Below are 16686 nucleotides of genomic sequence, written 5' to 3'. Positions count from 1 at the left end.
TTTTTCATGTAAGGATATCGTATAGGTTTTTGAACAGTATTGTAAAGGATCAAGGAGATTCGTACATAATGGTTGATGATATAATTAAAAAGAGCTATAAGTACTTTAGCTGAACATAATTTAATGGATAAGAAAAGGAGCAAGAAGAGGTGACAATAGCAGTTATATATGGGAGAACCCGTCCATATGGCAATACAGAAACACTGACAGAACACGTTATTCAAGGACTCGCTTCATGTTGTCTATTGGAAATAAAAGTGCAGCGGCTAACCTTTTAGGGATTTCAAGAGGGACATTATATAACAAAATAAAAGAATTTGGATTAAATTAAACGGAAAATACACCCAAAAATTATATTTAGGTTATATAAGTAACCACTTGAAAGAGCCTATTCAAACTGGGGATATTCCCAGGTAAAATTGAAAAAAAGACGACTCCACATTCAAAAATCTGAATGAGAGTCGTCTTTTTTTATGAGGCTGGCTAATTCCTAAGAAAAAACGCAGTTTTTCAGCGGCCTCCATTTTGGCTGGAGGGCTTTTTTATGCTTAAAAAATGCTTTTGTCCACGCATCACAGCACTATAAAACTTTTGAAATTAGAAACGGTTTGCTCTTTAAGGGTATTAGTCATCGATCATGAGGCAGATTGGACGATGTAAAAAAACGTCTCTCTCACATTTCAAACAAAAGGGAAGGGTGGATTGTTCACAATTTGTATAATTTAAGAGGTTTTAGGTAATTATACCATTGCTCTTATTAAAATAAGATTGTCTTCAGGAGGGAATAAAGCACAAAGTGGAACAGTTCATCATCAGAATTCACTACATATTAATATTTCGCAGTATAAGGAGGGTATTTTCGTGAGGCGTTTTTTAAAGGCAACAGGTTCGGTTTTGTTGGCCAGTATGGTCATTGTTGGCTGTCAAACGAATAATAAGCAGAACAATGCAAATAACAAGGAAGAAACCAAGGAATCCAAACAGGCAAATCAGGTAAAGGAGACAGGATTCCCAAATTGGGGTTATGACCTTCAACATACCCGACATGTGCCCTATAAAGAGATTACAAAAGATAATGTAAAAAAATTGGGGATTGTCTGGCAGCAGGATATCTTAGAATGGAATCAGGATGTTCCTAATTTACAAGAGGATTTCCCTGTCGTGCAAAACGGGGTCATGTATGTGACTAGTGCAAAAAATCATGTATTTGCAATCGATGCCGCAAGCGGAAAGAAACTTTGGGCATGGACACCTCCAAAGAAGGTACTTGACCATCTTGATAGTTTGCCATGGCAATCCAATGTGGCAAGTAGGGGTGTCGCTGTGGCCAATGGAAAGGTATATGTCTTGATGATAGACAATCGGCTGGCCAAACTTGATGCGAAAACTGGAAAACTGGAAAAAATGGTCAACTTTTGGGATCATGTTCCCTCCATTAAATTAGAAAACCGATACTATGAATCTTCGGCTCCCATGTATTATGATGGCAACATTTACGTTGGAAGCAGCGGCGGTGATAATGGCACACGGGGCTTCGTTATGGCATTTAAAGCAGATAGCCTTGAACCACTCTGGAAAGAACCGTTTTGGACCATTCCTGAAAGAGGAAAGGGCTGGGTGAAGGGTAAATATACGGGCGGAGGCTCCGTATGGACACCGATGTCGTTCGATCCAGATACCGATATGATGTATTTTGCAGTAGGGAATCCAGCCCCTGACTTTTACGATGAAGATCGAAAAGGGAAAAATCCATATACGGATTCCATCGTTGCTTTGGACAGTAATACGGGGAAATTTAAGTGGGCCTCCTCCGAGGTTGATCACGATGTATGGGATTATGACGCTGCCGCGACACCGATGGTTCTCAATACCAAGGTCGGCGGGAAAAAACAGAAGATTGTGGTGGAAGGCGGAAAGAATGGGAAATGGTATGCATGGGATGCCAAAACCGGAAAAACCATTTATGATGGTGTACCATTTGTCAAAATTCAACATTCAACACCACCAAGCGATCAGAGTAAAGTGAAACTTCAATGGCCGGGTACGCCAGGTGGAGAAAGCTATGCCCCAGAGACGTATGATCCCGATACCAACTATGTGCTGATTCCAGGTATTAATAACCCGAATTTAATGTTAGCAGCAAAAGATCGAAAAGAGATTGCAAAAGATAACAATACCTTCCCTGGTACGAAGATACTTCCTTTACCAGAAGATGTTGATCCTACTGGTAACATTACAGCTATTGACGTGAATACAGGTAAAAAAGTTTATCAAATCAAAACCGACGACCCGATGTATGGAGGATTCACAAGTACTGCTTCCGGTCTTGCCTTTTACGGGGAATTGGACGGAACGGTGAATGCTCTCGATATTAAAAAAGGAAAAGTATTATGGAGCATGAAAAGTGGAGGAAAACAAATTAAAATGGCCCCTTCCATTTATATGGTTGACGGCAAACAATATATTGGGGTGATTACTGGTGGAACGAGGGTTGTGGTTTATGGACTCGGCGGTAAGGAAAAGATCGCTTCCCCTAATAAAAATGCTAAATTACAAGGGCAAGCCGACGTCGTTATCGACCCGGAAAAGGTTTACAAAAAAAGTTGTGTTTCTTGTCACGGAGATAATCTTCAGGGCGCAACTGCTCCAAATCTTCAACACATAGGTAAATCTATGTCCAAAGAAGACATCTTGAATCAAATCTTAAACGGCGGCGACCGCATGCCGGGAGGCTTAGCTAAAGGTGCAGAAGCTGAAGCACTAGCGGAATGGCTGTCCAAAAAGAAATAATATGTATTGTGAGGAAGCAGTTTTCCACAACAGAAGCCCTTTTTCTCGAAGCAGTCCGAGTCCGATCTCTTCATTCGGACTCAGATTGTTTCATTATAAAAAATTAAACTATATAAAGTGGCGAAACCTATAAACGTAAAATAAGGATGGTGGTAAAATGAGGAACCTATCGATATATACCGTGCGATTCAGTGGTGTCGCCTTATTAATTTGCTTGCTCATTGGCTTTGTCTCCCCTGCTTTGACCAGTGCCGAATCCCTAAATCAGGGCTTAGGTTCAGCTGAAGATAACGGAATCAAGCTAACACTCAATGGCTATTCCATCGTAAACCATGGTCATACCATTAGGCTGAATTATACAATACATTCCAATTCGAATATTCAAGTAGATCCGTATGCCAAAAGCCTTATGGCAAGTCCGCATATTTGGATTGAACACACGTTAGTTCGTGAAAATTCCGATACGTTTAAAAAAGTAGGTAACAACTTATATAAAGGAACGATAGAAGCACAACTACATCAATACAGACCTGAAAATCCTCATATGACATTTAAAACTCATGGGATATTGAATCAAAAGGGCCAATGGACCATTCGATTTATCCTTAATAATGCTGATTACTAGAATATGTGTGTTGAAACCCTAAAAGCATCCCGTATATAAAATCTTGAGGGGGGGGAGCCGGTCCGAATCTCCAGCATGTCGGTTCATCCATGTCTGAACAGGATATAGTAAATCAATTCATTAACAGAGGCGGACGTATGCCTGGTGGTCTTGTTAATAATGATAAAGCGAAAGCATTAGCAAAATGGCTGGCTCAAAAGAAGTAACATTTCCTAGTCCAATAGACAACCTTTTAATGAAAGTAATATAAATATAAAAAACCTGAGTCCAACAACATTTGGACTCAGGTTTTTTTAAAAAGAAAGTATAAAGTTTTCGACTTTGAGAATTGTCCAGCTCCAGCGCCTAGCCCCTCGAGGTCGCTTCATACCTGCCGTTGAAGTCAAAGAACGACTTCACCGTCAGGTCCTCCAGCGCTTGTCGGGGCTGAACAAGGCGCTTGCGCTTTTCTTAGCGTATGCCTCCATAATTCTTGTCCCTATTTGCTATATATTGCAAAACTTCGTAACAATTTAGGACAACTTCAAGTCGAAGTTCTAGTTATTTTGAGGTTTCCACCGACATAAGATAAATTTGAAAGGGATAATTAATCACTCCACGAAAGATGATCATAATTGTTAGTGTCATGAAAGGGGGCAGACAACATGTGGGTGAAGCCTGAGTACAAAGTGATCAATACATCTTGTGAGGTGACGATGTATTCCTACGTCGGTAAGTAGCACAGACACTACTTGCCTCTTGTGCATGCTTTAAACGGTTTACCAAATCCACGAAGGATGTGCAAATGAGAATGAACCGTTACTTAAAATCATTGAAAGGCGCGATTATTGGGTGTGCAGCTGCTGGAGGATGGTTGGTCGTTGATCTCCTAACCCCTGAACCGATTGGAGACTATCTGCTTTATCCCCTCATGGCTCTGACCAATATTGCAATTGGGTGGCAGGTTGGAAAATTCTTTGGAAAACGGCGGGATAATGGTAACAACGATGTTCAAATCTCCGGTGAAAGGACTGAAGCCAAATTCGAATTAGAGTCTTAGGAACAGCGGCAGGAGGGGGATTCCCACAGTGGAATTGCGCTTGTCCAAACTGTCATGATGTTCGGAAAGGAAACAAGGCACTAAGGCCATTGTTACAATCCTCTCTTGCGATAAGTGCCAATGAAAAGGATTGGTACCTCATCAATGCGGGCCCGGATGTTCCGAAACAGATTGAATCATTTGCCTCGCTGCATCCGGGTCCTGGAATAAGAGAAACACCTCTAGCCGGAGTAATTTTAACCGATGCCGAGCTCGACCATACGATTGGGTTATTATCACTGCGGGAGGGCTCTTGTTTAACTATCTATGGAACCGAAATTGTAAAAAAGTGTATGCAATCATCTTTTCCGGTGTTACCGATGCTAAAAAACTATTGCTCATGGGAATGGCAGCCTCTTAGCCCTGATTTCAGGCAGCGGGTAGGACATTTAGGTGAAGAGGCAATAATCGTAGAGACGGTCCCAGTTTCAAGAAAACCGCCGCTTTATACACAAGCGAACAAGGAGGATGATTCCCCAGAGGATTTTTGGGAGGTCGGGCTGGTTCTTCATAATGAAAGTTCCGGCAGATGTCTAGCTTACTTTCCTACATTAGAAAGTATTTCTCAAGCTATAGAAGCCTGCTTGAAGAAAGCTGATATTTTGATGGTCGACGGAACATTTTGGTCGGAAGATGAATTGGTCGAAATGGGGGCAACGGAACGAAGCGCAAGAAGTATGGGACATTTACCAATTAGTGGCCAATCAGGGATCGCGGAAAAATTAGCATTATACCCAGCTGAGCGAAAAATCCTGATCCACATTAATAACAGCAACCCTATTCTAAGGAAGGGCTCTATAGAAAGGGATACATTGGAACGACTTGGTTTTGAGATTGCCTATGACGGTATGGAAGTGGAGGTGTGATCATGCTGGAACAAGGTGGGGCAGTAAGCCAAGAAAAGATACTGTATATAAAAGGTGAAAGGCTTTGGACGAAGGAAGAATTCACAAAGCGATTAAAGGAAGTCGGGCATTCTTTCTATCATGATAAACATCCTTTTCATACGGCGATGCACCAGGGGAAATTAAGCCGAGAACAAATCCGCGGCTGGGTGGCCAACCGATACTACTATCAGAAATCGGTTCCGATTAAAGATGCAGCCATCTTGTCGAACCTTCCGTCAAGGGAGCTTCGGCGTGAATGGATTGGGCGAATCATTGACCATGACGGTACACAGGGGGAAGATGGAGGGATTGAAGCCTGGCTGCAATTGGGAGAAGCTGTGGGCTTGTCCCGGGAAGAAATAGTACGGGAAGACAGAGTCGCGCCGGGCGTTCGTTTTTCCGTAGATGCCTATGTTCACTTCGCGCGGACAAAACCGTGGATTGAAGCTGTTGCCTCCTCGTTAACCGAATTGTTTTCACCCGATCTAATTTCAAAGCGGATTAAGGTACTTGAGCGGCTGTATCCGTGGATAGACAGTGCAGGCATGGACTATTTTCAAAATCGCTTGACGCAAGCACCGCGTGACTCGGATACTGCCCTTAAGCTTGTTTTGACCTATTGTCAAACGCCGGAAGACCAACGGCGGGCTGTCGAAGCTTTACGATTCAAGTGTGATGTGTTATGGGTGCAGCTTGATGCCATTGAAAAAGCTTTTCCCCCTAAAGAGTGATTGATAGTTTTGGCTTTAGCCAGGAGAATAAAATGATTGGTGGTGGAGCCAATTTTAGCTAGCAGCGTTCCAAACCTTGCAGTAAAAGCGCGACTAAAATTTGATAAGGTAAGAGAGAAGCATCTCCTATTGTTACCGGAAAAGGTTTTGGTCTTAAACGAAACCGCCGCATCTATCCTTACTCTATGTGATGGGAGCCGAACGGTTCACACCATCACCGAAAAGATAAGGACTTCACTGCAGGCAGGCACAGAAGCAATGAGTACAGGTTCGTTGCCCGATTTGAAAATGATGGAGGCAGACATTTCTGAGTTTCTTCGGGAGATGGAGGATCAAGGATGGGTGGTGATCCATAAGCATGACACAGTTGATAACAATGAGCAATAATGGGGTTGAACCCCCATACTCGCTGCTTGCAGAGTTAACTCATCGCTGTCCTTTACATTGTCCATATTGTTCAAATCCGATAGAAATGGCTTCGAAGGCAATGGAACTTTCAACCGAGGACTGGTACCGTGTCTTGTCGGAGGCTGCCGATTTGGGAGTGGTGGAAGTTCACTTTTCCGGTGGGGAACCACTCATACGCGACGACTTGGAGGCCCTGATTCGCCACGCAAATTCATTAGAAATGTACACCAATCTCATTACAAGTGGCATAGGATTAACAACCGAAAAGGCAGCCCGGATCAAAGAGGCTGGTATAGAAAATGTGCAGGTGAGCTTCCAGGCCGGGGAAGCGAAGCTTTCCGACCTCATCGGCGGGTATAAAGCCTTTGAGAAGAAACGGGAAGCTGCCAATGCGGTAAAAAAGGCCGAATTGCATTTGTCATTAAATGTCGTGTTACACCGGATGAATCTTGATTATTTAAATGAGATCATTCAACTCGCTGAGGAAATGGGAGCTGAACGTCTGGAGCTGGCGAACACGCAGTATTATAATTGGGCTTTGCTTAATCAGGAGCGGCTGCTGCCAAGCAGGGATCAGATTGAGCGTGCCCGTGAAATCTATGAATCTGCTAAAACTCGGCTTGAGAAAAAAATGGAAATCATTTGGGTCATTCCTGATTATTACGCATCGGCACCTAAGCATTGTATGGGGGGATGGGGCGCAATCGGTCTTACGGTAGCACCTAACGGGGCTGTCCTTCCTTGCCCCACAGCTGGGATAATTGAAGGATTATTTTTTGAAAATGTCCGAGAGGCGTCTTTAAGGCATATTTGGTATGAATCGGAGTCCTTTAGCCGTTTCCGCGGTGATGCATGGATGCCCGAACCTTGTCTTTCCTGTGAACTAAGACACCAGGACGGTGGTGGCTGCCGTTGTCAGGCTTTTGCATTAACTGGGGATGCATATGCGACGGATCCAGTCTGCCAATGGGCGCCAAAACATCATCTGATTGAAAAGGCTATACAAGAGGCCAATAGCAACCCCATGATACAATCATCACCAATGATCTATCGAAGGCATATTACAGAAAAACCTGTATCAAAAAGGCGGAAAAAAAATAAGCAATGAAAATTTGGTGCTATAGGGGGACCCATACATAACCTTTGGCACCTTTTTTATCGATTCTTTTCAAATAACCCATTTGAAAAGAATCGATGTCGCGAGACTAATCCAAATGAGAAGGATGATAATCGCTGCAGTCCAATTTTTTTGCAGCCTTTTAGGGGCTTGGCTTGCTGTCACCCGACATTCTTGCAATACATGATATGATTCGGTATTAGAGTGAATGCTCCTAAAATCCCCAAGGGAAGCAGAATTACTTCGTCCAAATAACCTAATACGGGAATCACATCTGGGATAAAATCTATTGGGTTTAATGCATAGGCAACTATTAATAGTGAAAATGCTTTAGCATACCATGGTGTTTTCGGATGACGGTATGCCAGATACAGGATATAGATTTTTTGTTTTAGATTTTGTATAATTCCTTCCATTTGTTTGGTTGCTTAACCATGTCGTTTCCTTCCCTCTCTAATAAACTATCCTCGTTTTTAATCAATCTCCTTTCGCATTATTTTGCTTCCAACACCACCATTTTAAACATCTTATGCTGTATCCGCTATTTGTGTTTTCTAAAGACATTATGCACACACATTGTGATGTTTCCTTTATAGGTAAACCGTAATGGCTGTGCATAAATGACAGGATGATTTGGAACTCTTTTAAGTAGAGTAACAATAACCCACGGTTTATCGATATCACCCCATATTTATTAAAATTGCATGTAAGAAAAATAGAAAAGAAGTGATAAAGTTGAAGTTTGTGTTTGGTAAGAAAGATGATATAGGAGCTGGACAAATTCATCCGGCGGCTAGAAAACTAATGCTGGTCAATGCCATACGAAGTATTGGACAAGGCATGCTGGTTGTTGATTTGTCTCTATACCTCGCTGCACTGGGTTGGAGCACGGCGGCGATTGGAAGTGTGCTTGCTGCCGGAGGTTTGCTCGGTGTAGGACTAGCCCCACTCATAGGTATTTATAGCGATCGATTGGGGAGAAAACCCTTTATCCTTTTTTCTGAACTATTAACAGCCGGATGTGCGTTGACTGGGATATTATCTACAGATACTATTTTGTTATTTATTGCAATCACACTTTCAGGTTTTGGGAAAGCGGACGCAGGTTCTCCCAGTCTGTGTGCCCCGGCGGAGCAGGCTTGGCTGGCGGCCTTTATCCCAAAAATAGAGCGTGGAAAGGTATACAGTCTGAATAATGCTCTTAGCTTTTTCGGAATGGCGGTTGGTGCCGTGCTGGCAGGGATCACGGCCTTATGGAATCATAACCTTCCGGGAGTCTCTTCCTATCGTCCTATATTCTTCTTTATCTTCGTTTTATCGCTTTTTACCGCGTCAATCATTTTAACCATTCGGGAAGGAAAAATTGATAAACAACCAAGATATATAAAAGAGGAGTCAGGGAATCAGGAAAAGAGAATCCTGCGCGAAGAAAATTCTGCGGTCTTAAAGCTGGCTGCGATTAACATCCTTAACGGGATTGCCATTGGGCTTACGGGACCGATGATGTCTTATTGGTTTTCGGCTAAATTCGGGGTAAGCAGTATCCAGATTGGAGGCACATTGGCTGCCACGTTTTTTGCGACAGGTGTTACCTCGGTTTTACAAGCAAGATTATCACACAAACACGGGACAATATGGTCCATTGTGCTGGTTCGTTTCATTGCAAGCCTGCTTTTGATTTTGATGCCCTTACTATCGTCCTATGCACTTGTTTCTGTCTTGTATATCATTCGGACGGCTTTAAACAGAGGTACACAAGGGGCACAGCAAGCGTTGAGTGTGAGTTTGACTCGTGACATGCGCCGTGGTTTCGCATCAAGCATCAATATCTTTTCAATAAGGCTACCCATATCGATTGGACCGTATTTCACCGGCTATCTTTTTGGATTGGGTTCACTGGCCCTGCCTTTTTACATAGCTTCCGGTTTACAATTTAGTTTTGCTTATTTATATGGAAAAGTCTTCAGCACCTACGAAATTCGAATGAAATCCCATGCTTCATCGGGGTGATGTTAGGGTTTTAGGATTGAGGAATTTTAAGCTATACATTTTCAACAAAAAGGAGCCAGGTTCAATTGCACTTTTTATTCCACAAACGGGTCATTTAATGGAGTAAGTCTTTTAAGTTTTTAGACCTCATAATAAAAAAGCTGATGAGTTTGCATTTATAACTCATCAGCTTACATTTTAAAATCTATCTAATGTTATATCTATGTTTATGCTTGAAGCAGCCTTATTGCCGTCGGCTGCAGCAATCATCAAAGAAGAGGGTCCTGCCTTTTCAGTTTCGCCTGCAATATATATCCCATTTGCTGTTGTTCGCCCAGCACCGTCTGTGATAATTCCTCCGTTTTCATCAACCTGACAATTTAATTGTTCAGCAAATTTATTTGGGCGATAAAAACTTGGAACTACGAAGCCACCACTTCTTAGAATTTTTTCACCTGATTCTAATTCAATACTTTCTAAGTTGCCATTATCTCCATGTAAGTTTTTAATAACTTCTGTATAAACCTTAATCTTTTTACTTTCAAAATCATTACGCACTTTATTGGATAGTTGATGACCATTAGTAAAAACGATTAAATCCTTCGACCAATTAAAAACCAATTTAGTCATATGAATAATGTGTTCATTATTTTCTGCAATTATAGCTAACGGCTTGTCTCTCAGCTCCCAACCATCACAATATGGACAGCTGAATAAACTTTTACCATAATATTGTCTAATCTGTGATAAGGGAAATTCTTCTTGTATACCGGTAGCTAGAAGTATTTTTTCTGTTATATAAGATGTATTGTTCGATGTATTGGCTAAAAATAAATCCTTTTGAACATCTTTATATACCTTAATAACTGTCTCATTCAAAATGGCAACAGAAGGATAAGATTCTAATTCTTTAATGGCTATATTTTTAAATTCTTGTGGTTTAATTCCATCTCTTGTTAAAAACCCATGTGACTCTTGCGTTACACGATTTCGATTTGTTCCATTATCAAATATGGCAATCTTTCTACGCGCTCTCCCTAAAGTTAAGGTTGCACTTAATCCGGCAGGTCCTGCACCAATTACAATACAATCATATTTATTCATAAAATTATTTTCCTCCTTGTATAACATACATTATAGAGTTTTAATATCTACAATTTAGATAAAAGAAATCATTATTTATATAGATTTCTCATTCATTTTGTTAGCCAGGTCAACTATACGTGTTTGATTCAATTCATTTAAAAGCTTTTCCTCGGCTGATTCGATCGCTTTCTGAATTAAGCAATCAGGATTATGGCTGAGACAATACTCAAAAATAGGCGTCAAACCTTCAATAGCTTTTATAACATCGAGTAATGAAAGTTCTTCCCAACCCGGTTTTAATTTATAACCACCATTTGCACCTGAGACAGATTCAATCATACCCGACTTTACTAACTTTGTTAGTATTTTAGATAAATATGTCGTTGAAACTTCTTGGCGTTCAGCTAATTTTGCCACACCAATATGCTCATAGGGTGGATTAACTGCTAATAATAGCATTGTGTGAAGAGCATAGTTCGTAGCTTTTGTTAACTTCATATTGTTACTCCTATTGTGGATTTAATATATCTATAATATCTACTTGAGTTTTTAATGTCAAATACTAAGTTTATTCAACAAACGGGCGCTTTTCCTATGTAAAGAAAAGGGTCCTTTTCTTGTATAAAAAAGTTTCTTTAGGTTTGAAAAAAATATCTAAGCTTGCGATTATTGAATATCTCGAGTATAAAATCAACGCTCCTTGAACATAATAGAATCTAGATTAATGGATTTATACAGTAGGAGAGTGAAAGAATTATGTTATTATCCGAAGCGTGGAAAAAATATCAACAAGATAAAAGAATAGAAGGATATTCATCCCTTACATTAAAAACATATTGTTTTCAATATAATCTTTTATTACGGTTCTTCGGTGATATGGATATGAGTGAATTGACTACTGAGAAACTAAAAGAATATCTAGTACAGGAAGGAAATCACTTGAAGCCATCTAGTTTAGGGCATAGGGTTCGTTGCATTAAGTCAATATTCAAATGGACACATGAAGAAGGATATATTCCAAAGAATCCTGCTGTTAAATTAAAAGAGCCAAAATTGGGTAAAAGAATTCCAAAATTCCTTTCAGACCTGGAGATTGAACATCTTAGAGAAGCATGTCATACAACAATGGAGAATGCACTATTTGAGTTTATGTATTCAACTGGTTGCCGTATTGGAGAAGTTGTAAAATTAAATCGCGATGATATTAATTTTTGGTCGAATACAGTCATTGTACACGGAAAGGGTGATAAAGAAAGAGAAGTATACTTTAATACCCGTTGCTCCATTTGGTTAAAAAGGTATTTAGATGAACGAGATGATGAAGAGCCTTGTTTATTTATTACGGAACGAAGGCCAAAAAGGCGGATGAGTATTGATAACTTACGATATATTATCAAACGAATATCGAACCGTGCCGGCATAAAAAAGAGTATACATCCACATCAGTTACGCCACAGCTATGCTACACATATGATGAACAACGGTGCACCACTTGAAGTGATCCAAAGCCTGCTTGGCCATGAGAAGAGTGAAACCACCAAAATATATGCACAACTGAGTGGAAAGTTGAGACAAGATTTTTACAGTAAATATTTTAGGCTAAATAAATTAACTTCAATATATAACAAGACACCCATGTATGAATGCGTGTCTTTTTGTTATTGGGCCATTATATTCAGTATTCGTTTCTAAACATTGATATGGTGCATCTTTTATCATTGTTTACATGTAACAGTAGATAAGCGTTTAAAAGCTTGACTTGGAGCCTCAGTGGGCATGATTGGTCTTGAAAGGCTGAAGCCGTTGTTTCATCAGGCATGCAAGCCTATCGTCAGTAATAGGTAAGCGTTTGATGTAATCTCCGGCTTTTCCCCAGCTCCACACGAAACGTGCAAGTTTCCCTGCTTCCGCGCTCCATCTAACGATATGTACTAGATTATAAGTTCCATGTTACTCATTGAATTGGTTCATGAGATTGATTCCATTCCGCATTTTAAACCGTTTACCAAAGCCCGATTTTAAGGATTAATCGTATATTACATTTTTTCCTTGTTCACTTAACTTTTTTAAAGATGTAAGCATATGATTTATTTCTTCGTCGGAATGTCTTTCCCATGAACTTAATTCGGCTATTATTTTCAAAGGAGATTTAGACCTATAAGAACGTGTTGGGTTTCCAGGAAATCTTTTGTCAGTTAAGTTCGGATCATTTTCAAAATCACCTAATGGTTCTACAATATAAATTCTTTCTTTTGATTTAGATCTTGCTAATTCAGCACCCCATTTAGCAGCATTCAATGTTGCAGTAAAATATATATAGTTAGATTTTTTATCTTGGTAATTTGATAAGTATTGTGGTTCTAATAAATCCCCAATTTTTAGTTCTGCTTTAGTACCATGAAAAAAAGGACCATTATCTAAGACATCTTTTTTGTCATTCATACTGATACACCCCTCATATTTTTAGATTTATATATAACTATAGTATGTTAATTTTAGAAAGAGTAGTCTACAAGTAATTTGTAAATAATGGTATAATGTAAGTAGAAAGAATAATACCGAACGATAATTACCTATTATTTAGGTTTAAATTAGCAATCAACATTTTTGGTTGCTGGGGGTTTTGTGGACTGACATGTGGTTTTGTATTTTAAAAGTGATATTAAGCAATCGGGCGCTTTTCTTGAACAAGGATCAGCGCTTATTTTCATTTTAGGGCCATTATCTTGAATAAGAGAAGGAATTATTAGAAAGTGAATCGAAGTTCTAAATTAATCAATTAACGGTGCAGGTTAATAAGGAAAAAAGGTTAACATTACCAATTGACTGTGATAATATATATCTAATTTTATTGTAAGAGGTGAGTTTAGTTGAGTAGAGTTGAGCAGAGTACAAAATTAGATTTAGAACGAATTATATTTATTGGAAGAACCTTTGAAGAGTATTTGGATTTGTTTTCACTTTCAAAGGAAGAACTAGAAGGAAAGAAAATACTCGATTGTCCAGCAGGAGCTTGTTCGTTTACTGCTGTTAGTAATAAATCAGGTTTAGATGTTACAGCTTGTGATATTGCGTATTATCATTCGATTGAAGACCTTAAAAATAAAGGTCTCCAGGATATTGAACACGCAATGGAGCATATGCAAAAAGCACAAGGAAATTATATATGGGATTATTTTAAAGATATAGAAGGCCTTAAAAAACATCGTTTAAGTGCCTTAAAAGATTGTGCCAAAGATATGAGGGAATCGAGTGAAAGATATGTTCCCGTCACTTTACCTTCTTTGCCGTTTGAGGATGCAGAATTTGATATTCTTCTTTCTGCACATTTTCTATTTATGTATGCTGACCGATTAGATTACCAATTTCATATAAAAACGCTAAATGAGTTTTTGAGGGTTACTAAAGAGGAAATTCGTATTTTCCCTTTAGTTGATTTGGAAGGAAAACGATATGAACATTTAGATAAATTAATAAGCTATCTCGTTGGCAATGGATGTAGAGTCGAAGAAGTTAAAGTGCCATATGAATTTCAGGTAAATGCTAATTCGATGTTAAAAATAAAAAAAGGGTAGTAAAGAAGGAGGCAACGTTCAACGTTGTCCTTTTCATTTAAATAAGCCTGCTCAATTAACGGGCGCTTATCGTTAACATTTATATTTGGGATGGATAAGTAGGCTGATATTTTAATGGGTTTAAAACTTAAGGGACGTGTTGCAATCGTTACTGGTGCTAGTCGTGAACGTGGTATAGGAACAGCAATTTGTAGAGCATTAGCCTTAGAAGGGGCTGATATTCTCTTTACACATTGGGGTTCTTTCGACAGAACTCAAAGTTATGACGAGGATAGAGATTGGGAGAATAAACTAAGCAAAGAACTAGTAGGATTAGGTATAAAAACTTCCCACATGGAAGCTGACTTAGCTGACCCAAATGTTGCTGATGAGATTCTTGATTATGCAGACAAAACTTTTAACTGTTAATGCTGTTGATCCTGGTCCAACAGACAGTGGTTGGATGGACGATGTTGTTAAGTCCCATTTGCTGCCAATGTTCCCAATGGTGAGAATAGGGCAGCCAGCGGATGCTGCAAGACTGATTACCTTCTTAGTGAGTGACGAAGCAGGCTGGATTACAGAACAGCGAATAATCTCAGAAGGCGGCTTCACAAATAAATAGTCAATAAGTTGTTAAGCTATTGGGGCGATTCATTAGAATGAGCGCCTTTTTTGTATTTGAGACAGATTTTTGAAGAAGGTATTTAGGTTAATGATAAAGAAATAAAAAAGAATTATGTTGCTTGGGAGAGGATGCAAAATGATTAAGGCTGTGATATTTGATTTAGATGGAACTTTGTTAAATCGGGACGAATCAGTTAAGAAGTTTATTGATAATCAAATAGTAGATGATTTTGCGGAATTACCTTTAATAATCAAAAATTTAAACTGATAGAAGCCCAGATGTTATTCCGTTAAAAGGCGTTATCTCAACTATAAAACATAGGTGGTCTAAGTTCTAGATTCGTGAAATTTTCATTCAAAAACTCGTCATAGATAAATTATCTGAGATAAAGGGGAAAGAATATTTATGAATTAAGGATCTATGAATAGTTAGGATTTATAATGGTTGAATTTTGTCTATTTTTGTAATGTTTTGATATTTTTTGTAGAAACTATTTTAATTTTTCTTAATATGATCCATAATATTTTTTGTAGACTTCCAATCTTTTGTGGAAATGGAAAAATTGAAATATTAAAAAAATATAATCTAAAGTGGTCCCAATGAAGGAATGACTGATCTTGCAAGAATAAAAAAGTAACAAGAAGAATTTTTTTTACACCAATCGGGACATTTTATGTCTACACGGGACAAATTAAGTCCCAATCCATTATGTTACAATTTATTCAAAATATATTAAAAACTTAAAGGAGGATTTATTATGTCGATAAACGTATTATCTTTAAAAGCTTACAATTTTTATATAAATGGGGAGTGGAGAGAAAGTAAGTCTGGTGAAACTATTAAAATCACTTCACCTTATCTTTATGAAGTTATTGGAAAAGTACAGGCGGTTACGATAGAAGAGATAGATAAGGCAATTAATTTTGCTCATGAGGCACAAAAAATTTGGGCAGAAACTTCCCTTCAAAAACGAGCAAAGTTTTTGTATAAATGGGCAGATGAATTAGTGAACATGCAAGATGAAATTGCTGAAATCATTATGAAAGAAGTAGGAAAAAGTTTGAAAGATGCAAAGAATGAAGTCGTACGTACTGCGGATTTCATTCGTTATACGGTCGAAGAAGCAATGCATATGCATGGTGAAAGTATGAAGGGAGATAGCTTCCCAGGCGGATCTAAATCTAAGATTGCTATTGTTGAACGTGTTCCACTAGGAGTAATACTAGCAATCCCTCCGTTTAACTATCCCGTAAATTTAGCTGCTGCTAAATTAGCACCGGCACTCATTTCAGGTAATGCAGTTATCTTTAAACCAGCTACACAAGGAGCTATTAGTGGTATTAAAATGATTGAGGCTCTTCACAAAGCAAACTTTCCAAAAGGTCTTGTCAATATCGTGACAGGTCGTGGTTCTGTCATTGGTGATTACTTAGTTGAGCATAAAGGTATTAATATGATCTCCTTTACAGGCGGGACAAATACTGGCATTAGTTTAGCGAAAAAAGCAGGAATGATTCCACTTGTACTTGAGCTTGGCGGGAAAGACCCTGGTATTGTGCGTGAAGACGCTGATTTACACGAGGCGGCGAAACATATTATCAGCGGTGCGTTTTCTTATTCCGGTCAACGTTGCACAGCTATTAAACGTGTATTAGTTCATGACAGTGTTGCGGACGAGCTTGCTTCGATTTTAAAAGAAGAAATTGAAAAACTGGTGGTTGGCTCACCAGAAGACGGCAGCACGGTTGTCCCGTTAATTGATATACAGTCTGCTGACTTTGTTCAAGGATTAA

At 39.1% G+C, this 16686-nt stretch carries 15 protein-coding genes and 3 pseudogenes; 14 read left to right on the top strand and 4 right to left on the bottom strand.

Translation table 11 applies throughout. From position 1 onward, the window contains the following. Nucleotides 1-247: 247 nt before the first annotated feature. The 8 genes and pseudogenes from J7E77_RS00170 to pqqE form a co-directional block, all read left to right on the top strand. Nucleotides 248-331: pseudogene (locus tag J7E77_RS00170) on the top strand (helix-turn-helix domain-containing protein); the annotation flags it as partial. A 530-nt stretch (nt 332-861) separates the two neighbouring features. Continuing rightward, on the top strand, nt 862-2790 hold the full coding sequence (locus tag J7E77_RS00165; RefSeq protein WP_214711514.1) for an outer membrane protein assembly factor BamB family protein: 1929 nt from the start codon (nt 862-864) through the stop codon (nt 2788-2790). A 157-nt stretch (nt 2791-2947) separates the two neighbouring features. Continuing rightward, nucleotides 2948-3415: a hypothetical protein gene (locus J7E77_RS00160; RefSeq protein ID WP_214711512.1), complete on the top strand. Its 468-nt coding sequence runs from the start codon at nt 2948-2950 to the stop codon at nt 3413-3415. 784 nt (nt 3416-4199) lie between these two features. Then, a complete protein-coding gene (locus J7E77_RS00155) occupies nt 4200-4454 on the top strand; it encodes a hypothetical protein (protein ID WP_214711509.1) in 255 nt (84 codons plus the stop codon). Further along, complete coding sequence (pqqB, locus tag J7E77_RS00150) at nt 4436-5359, top strand: pyrroloquinoline quinone biosynthesis protein PqqB (RefSeq protein WP_214711791.1); 924 nt, start codon at nt 4436-4438, stop codon at nt 5357-5359. Before J7E77_RS00155 ends, pqqB begins: the two co-directional genes overlap by 19 nt. Before the next feature lie 2 nt (nt 5360-5361). Further along, the gene (pqqC, locus tag J7E77_RS00145) at nt 5362-6111 is read left to right on the top strand and encodes a pyrroloquinoline-quinone synthase PqqC (protein ID WP_214711506.1); all 750 of its coding nucleotides are present in this window, start codon (nt 5362-5364) and stop codon (nt 6109-6111) included. Between the two features lie 39 nt (nt 6112-6150). Then, on the top strand, nt 6151-6498 hold the full coding sequence (pqqD, locus tag J7E77_RS00140) for a pyrroloquinoline quinone biosynthesis peptide chaperone PqqD (protein WP_308160329.1): 348 nt from the start codon (nt 6151-6153) through the stop codon (nt 6496-6498). Beyond that, complete coding sequence (gene pqqE, locus J7E77_RS00135; protein ID WP_251026555.1) at nt 6470-7627, top strand: pyrroloquinoline quinone biosynthesis protein PqqE; 1158 nt, start codon at nt 6470-6472, stop codon at nt 7625-7627. Before pqqD ends, pqqE begins: the two co-directional genes overlap by 29 nt. Before the next feature lie 170 nt (nt 7628-7797). Here pqqE and J7E77_RS00130 read toward each other — a convergent pair whose 3' ends face one another. Then, nucleotides 7798-8052: a YkvA family protein gene (locus tag J7E77_RS00130; RefSeq protein WP_251026556.1), complete on the bottom strand. Its 255-nt coding sequence runs from the start codon at nt 8050-8052 to the stop codon at nt 7798-7800. A 328-nt stretch (nt 8053-8380) separates the two neighbouring features. Between J7E77_RS00130 and J7E77_RS00125 the strand changes: the two genes are divergently transcribed. Beyond that, a complete protein-coding gene (locus J7E77_RS00125) occupies nt 8381-9646 on the top strand; it encodes an MFS transporter (protein ID WP_308160328.1) in 1266 nt (421 codons plus the stop codon). A gap of 177 nt (nt 9647-9823) precedes the next feature. On the opposite strand, the gene J7E77_RS00120 is transcribed toward J7E77_RS00125, so the two are convergent. Both J7E77_RS00120 and J7E77_RS00115 read right to left on the bottom strand, forming a co-directional pair. After that, the gene (locus J7E77_RS00120) at nt 9824-10729 is read right to left on the bottom strand and encodes an NAD(P)/FAD-dependent oxidoreductase (protein WP_214711501.1); all 906 of its coding nucleotides are present in this window, start codon (nt 10727-10729) and stop codon (nt 9824-9826) included. 75 nt (nt 10730-10804) lie between these two features. Next, nucleotides 10805-11209 carry an Rrf2 family transcriptional regulator gene (locus tag J7E77_RS00115; RefSeq protein ID WP_214711499.1) on the bottom strand — a complete coding sequence of 135 codons (405 nt, stop codon included), beginning with the start codon at nt 11207-11209 and terminating at the stop codon, nt 10805-10807. A gap of 258 nt (nt 11210-11467) precedes the next feature. Here J7E77_RS00115 and xerA point away from each other — a divergent pair, with 258 nt between their 5' ends. Continuing rightward, nucleotides 11468-12403, top strand: coding sequence for a site-specific tyrosine recombinase/integron integrase (gene xerA, locus J7E77_RS00110; protein ID WP_214711497.1), 936 nt, complete (start codon nt 11468-11470; stop codon nt 12401-12403). 333 nt (nt 12404-12736) lie between these two features. On the opposite strand, the gene arr is transcribed toward xerA, so the two are convergent. Continuing rightward, nucleotides 12737-13153 (bottom strand): NAD(+)--rifampin ADP-ribosyltransferase, encoded by a 417-nt coding sequence (arr, locus tag J7E77_RS00105; RefSeq protein ID WP_214711496.1) that lies wholly within the window; start codon nt 13151-13153, stop codon nt 12737-12739. 428 nt (nt 13154-13581) lie between these two features. On the opposite strand from arr, the gene J7E77_RS00100 reads away from it, so the two are divergent. The 4 genes and pseudogenes from J7E77_RS00100 to J7E77_RS00085 all read left to right on the top strand — a co-directional run. Next, entirely contained in the window at nt 13582-14286 is a 705-nt protein-coding gene (locus tag J7E77_RS00100; protein ID WP_214711494.1) for a class I SAM-dependent methyltransferase, read from the top strand. 114 nt (nt 14287-14400) lie between these two features. After that, nucleotides 14401-14890, top strand: a pseudogene (locus J7E77_RS00095) (SDR family oxidoreductase). Between the two features lie 138 nt (nt 14891-15028). After that, nucleotides 15029-15109, top strand: a pseudogene (locus tag J7E77_RS00090) (HAD family hydrolase); the annotation flags it as partial. Between the two features lie 541 nt (nt 15110-15650). Then, nucleotides 15651-16686 (top strand): aldehyde dehydrogenase family protein (locus tag J7E77_RS00085; protein WP_214711492.1); only part of this gene is annotated, 1036 nt, incomplete at its 3' end.

Source organism: Bacillus sp. ISL-77, assembly GCF_018613105.1.
Note: the sequence above shows the minus strand (reverse complement) of the source record. Positions and strands in the feature narration are given on the sequence as shown.

Coding starts and splice junctions, on each gene's coding strand:
- J7E77_RS00120 (WP_214711501.1), bottom strand. CDS start 10,729: ATGAATAAATATGATTGTATTGTAATTGGTGCAGGACCTGCCGGATTA.
- xerA (WP_214711497.1), top strand. CDS start 11,468: ATGTTATTATCCGAAGCGTGGAAAAAATATCAACAAGATAAAAGAATA.
- J7E77_RS00155 (WP_214711509.1), top strand. CDS start 4,200: ATGAGAATGAACCGTTACTTAAAATCATTGAAAGGCGCGATTATTGGG.
- J7E77_RS00115 (WP_214711499.1), bottom strand. CDS start 11,209: ATGAAGTTAACAAAAGCTACGAACTATGCTCTTCACACAATGCTATTA.
- arr (WP_214711496.1), bottom strand. CDS start 13,153: ATGAATGACAAAAAAGATGTCTTAGATAATGGTCCTTTTTTTCATGGT.
- J7E77_RS00130 (WP_251026556.1), bottom strand. CDS start 8,052: ATGGAAGGAATTATACAAAATCTAAAACAAAAAATCTATATCCTGTAT.
- pqqC (WP_214711506.1), top strand. CDS start 5,362: ATGCTGGAACAAGGTGGGGCAGTAAGCCAAGAAAAGATACTGTATATA.
- J7E77_RS00160 (WP_214711512.1), top strand. CDS start 2,948: ATGAGGAACCTATCGATATATACCGTGCGATTCAGTGGTGTCGCCTTA.
- pqqE (WP_251026555.1), top strand. CDS start 6,470: ATGACACAGTTGATAACAATGAGCAATAATGGGGTTGAACCCCCATAC.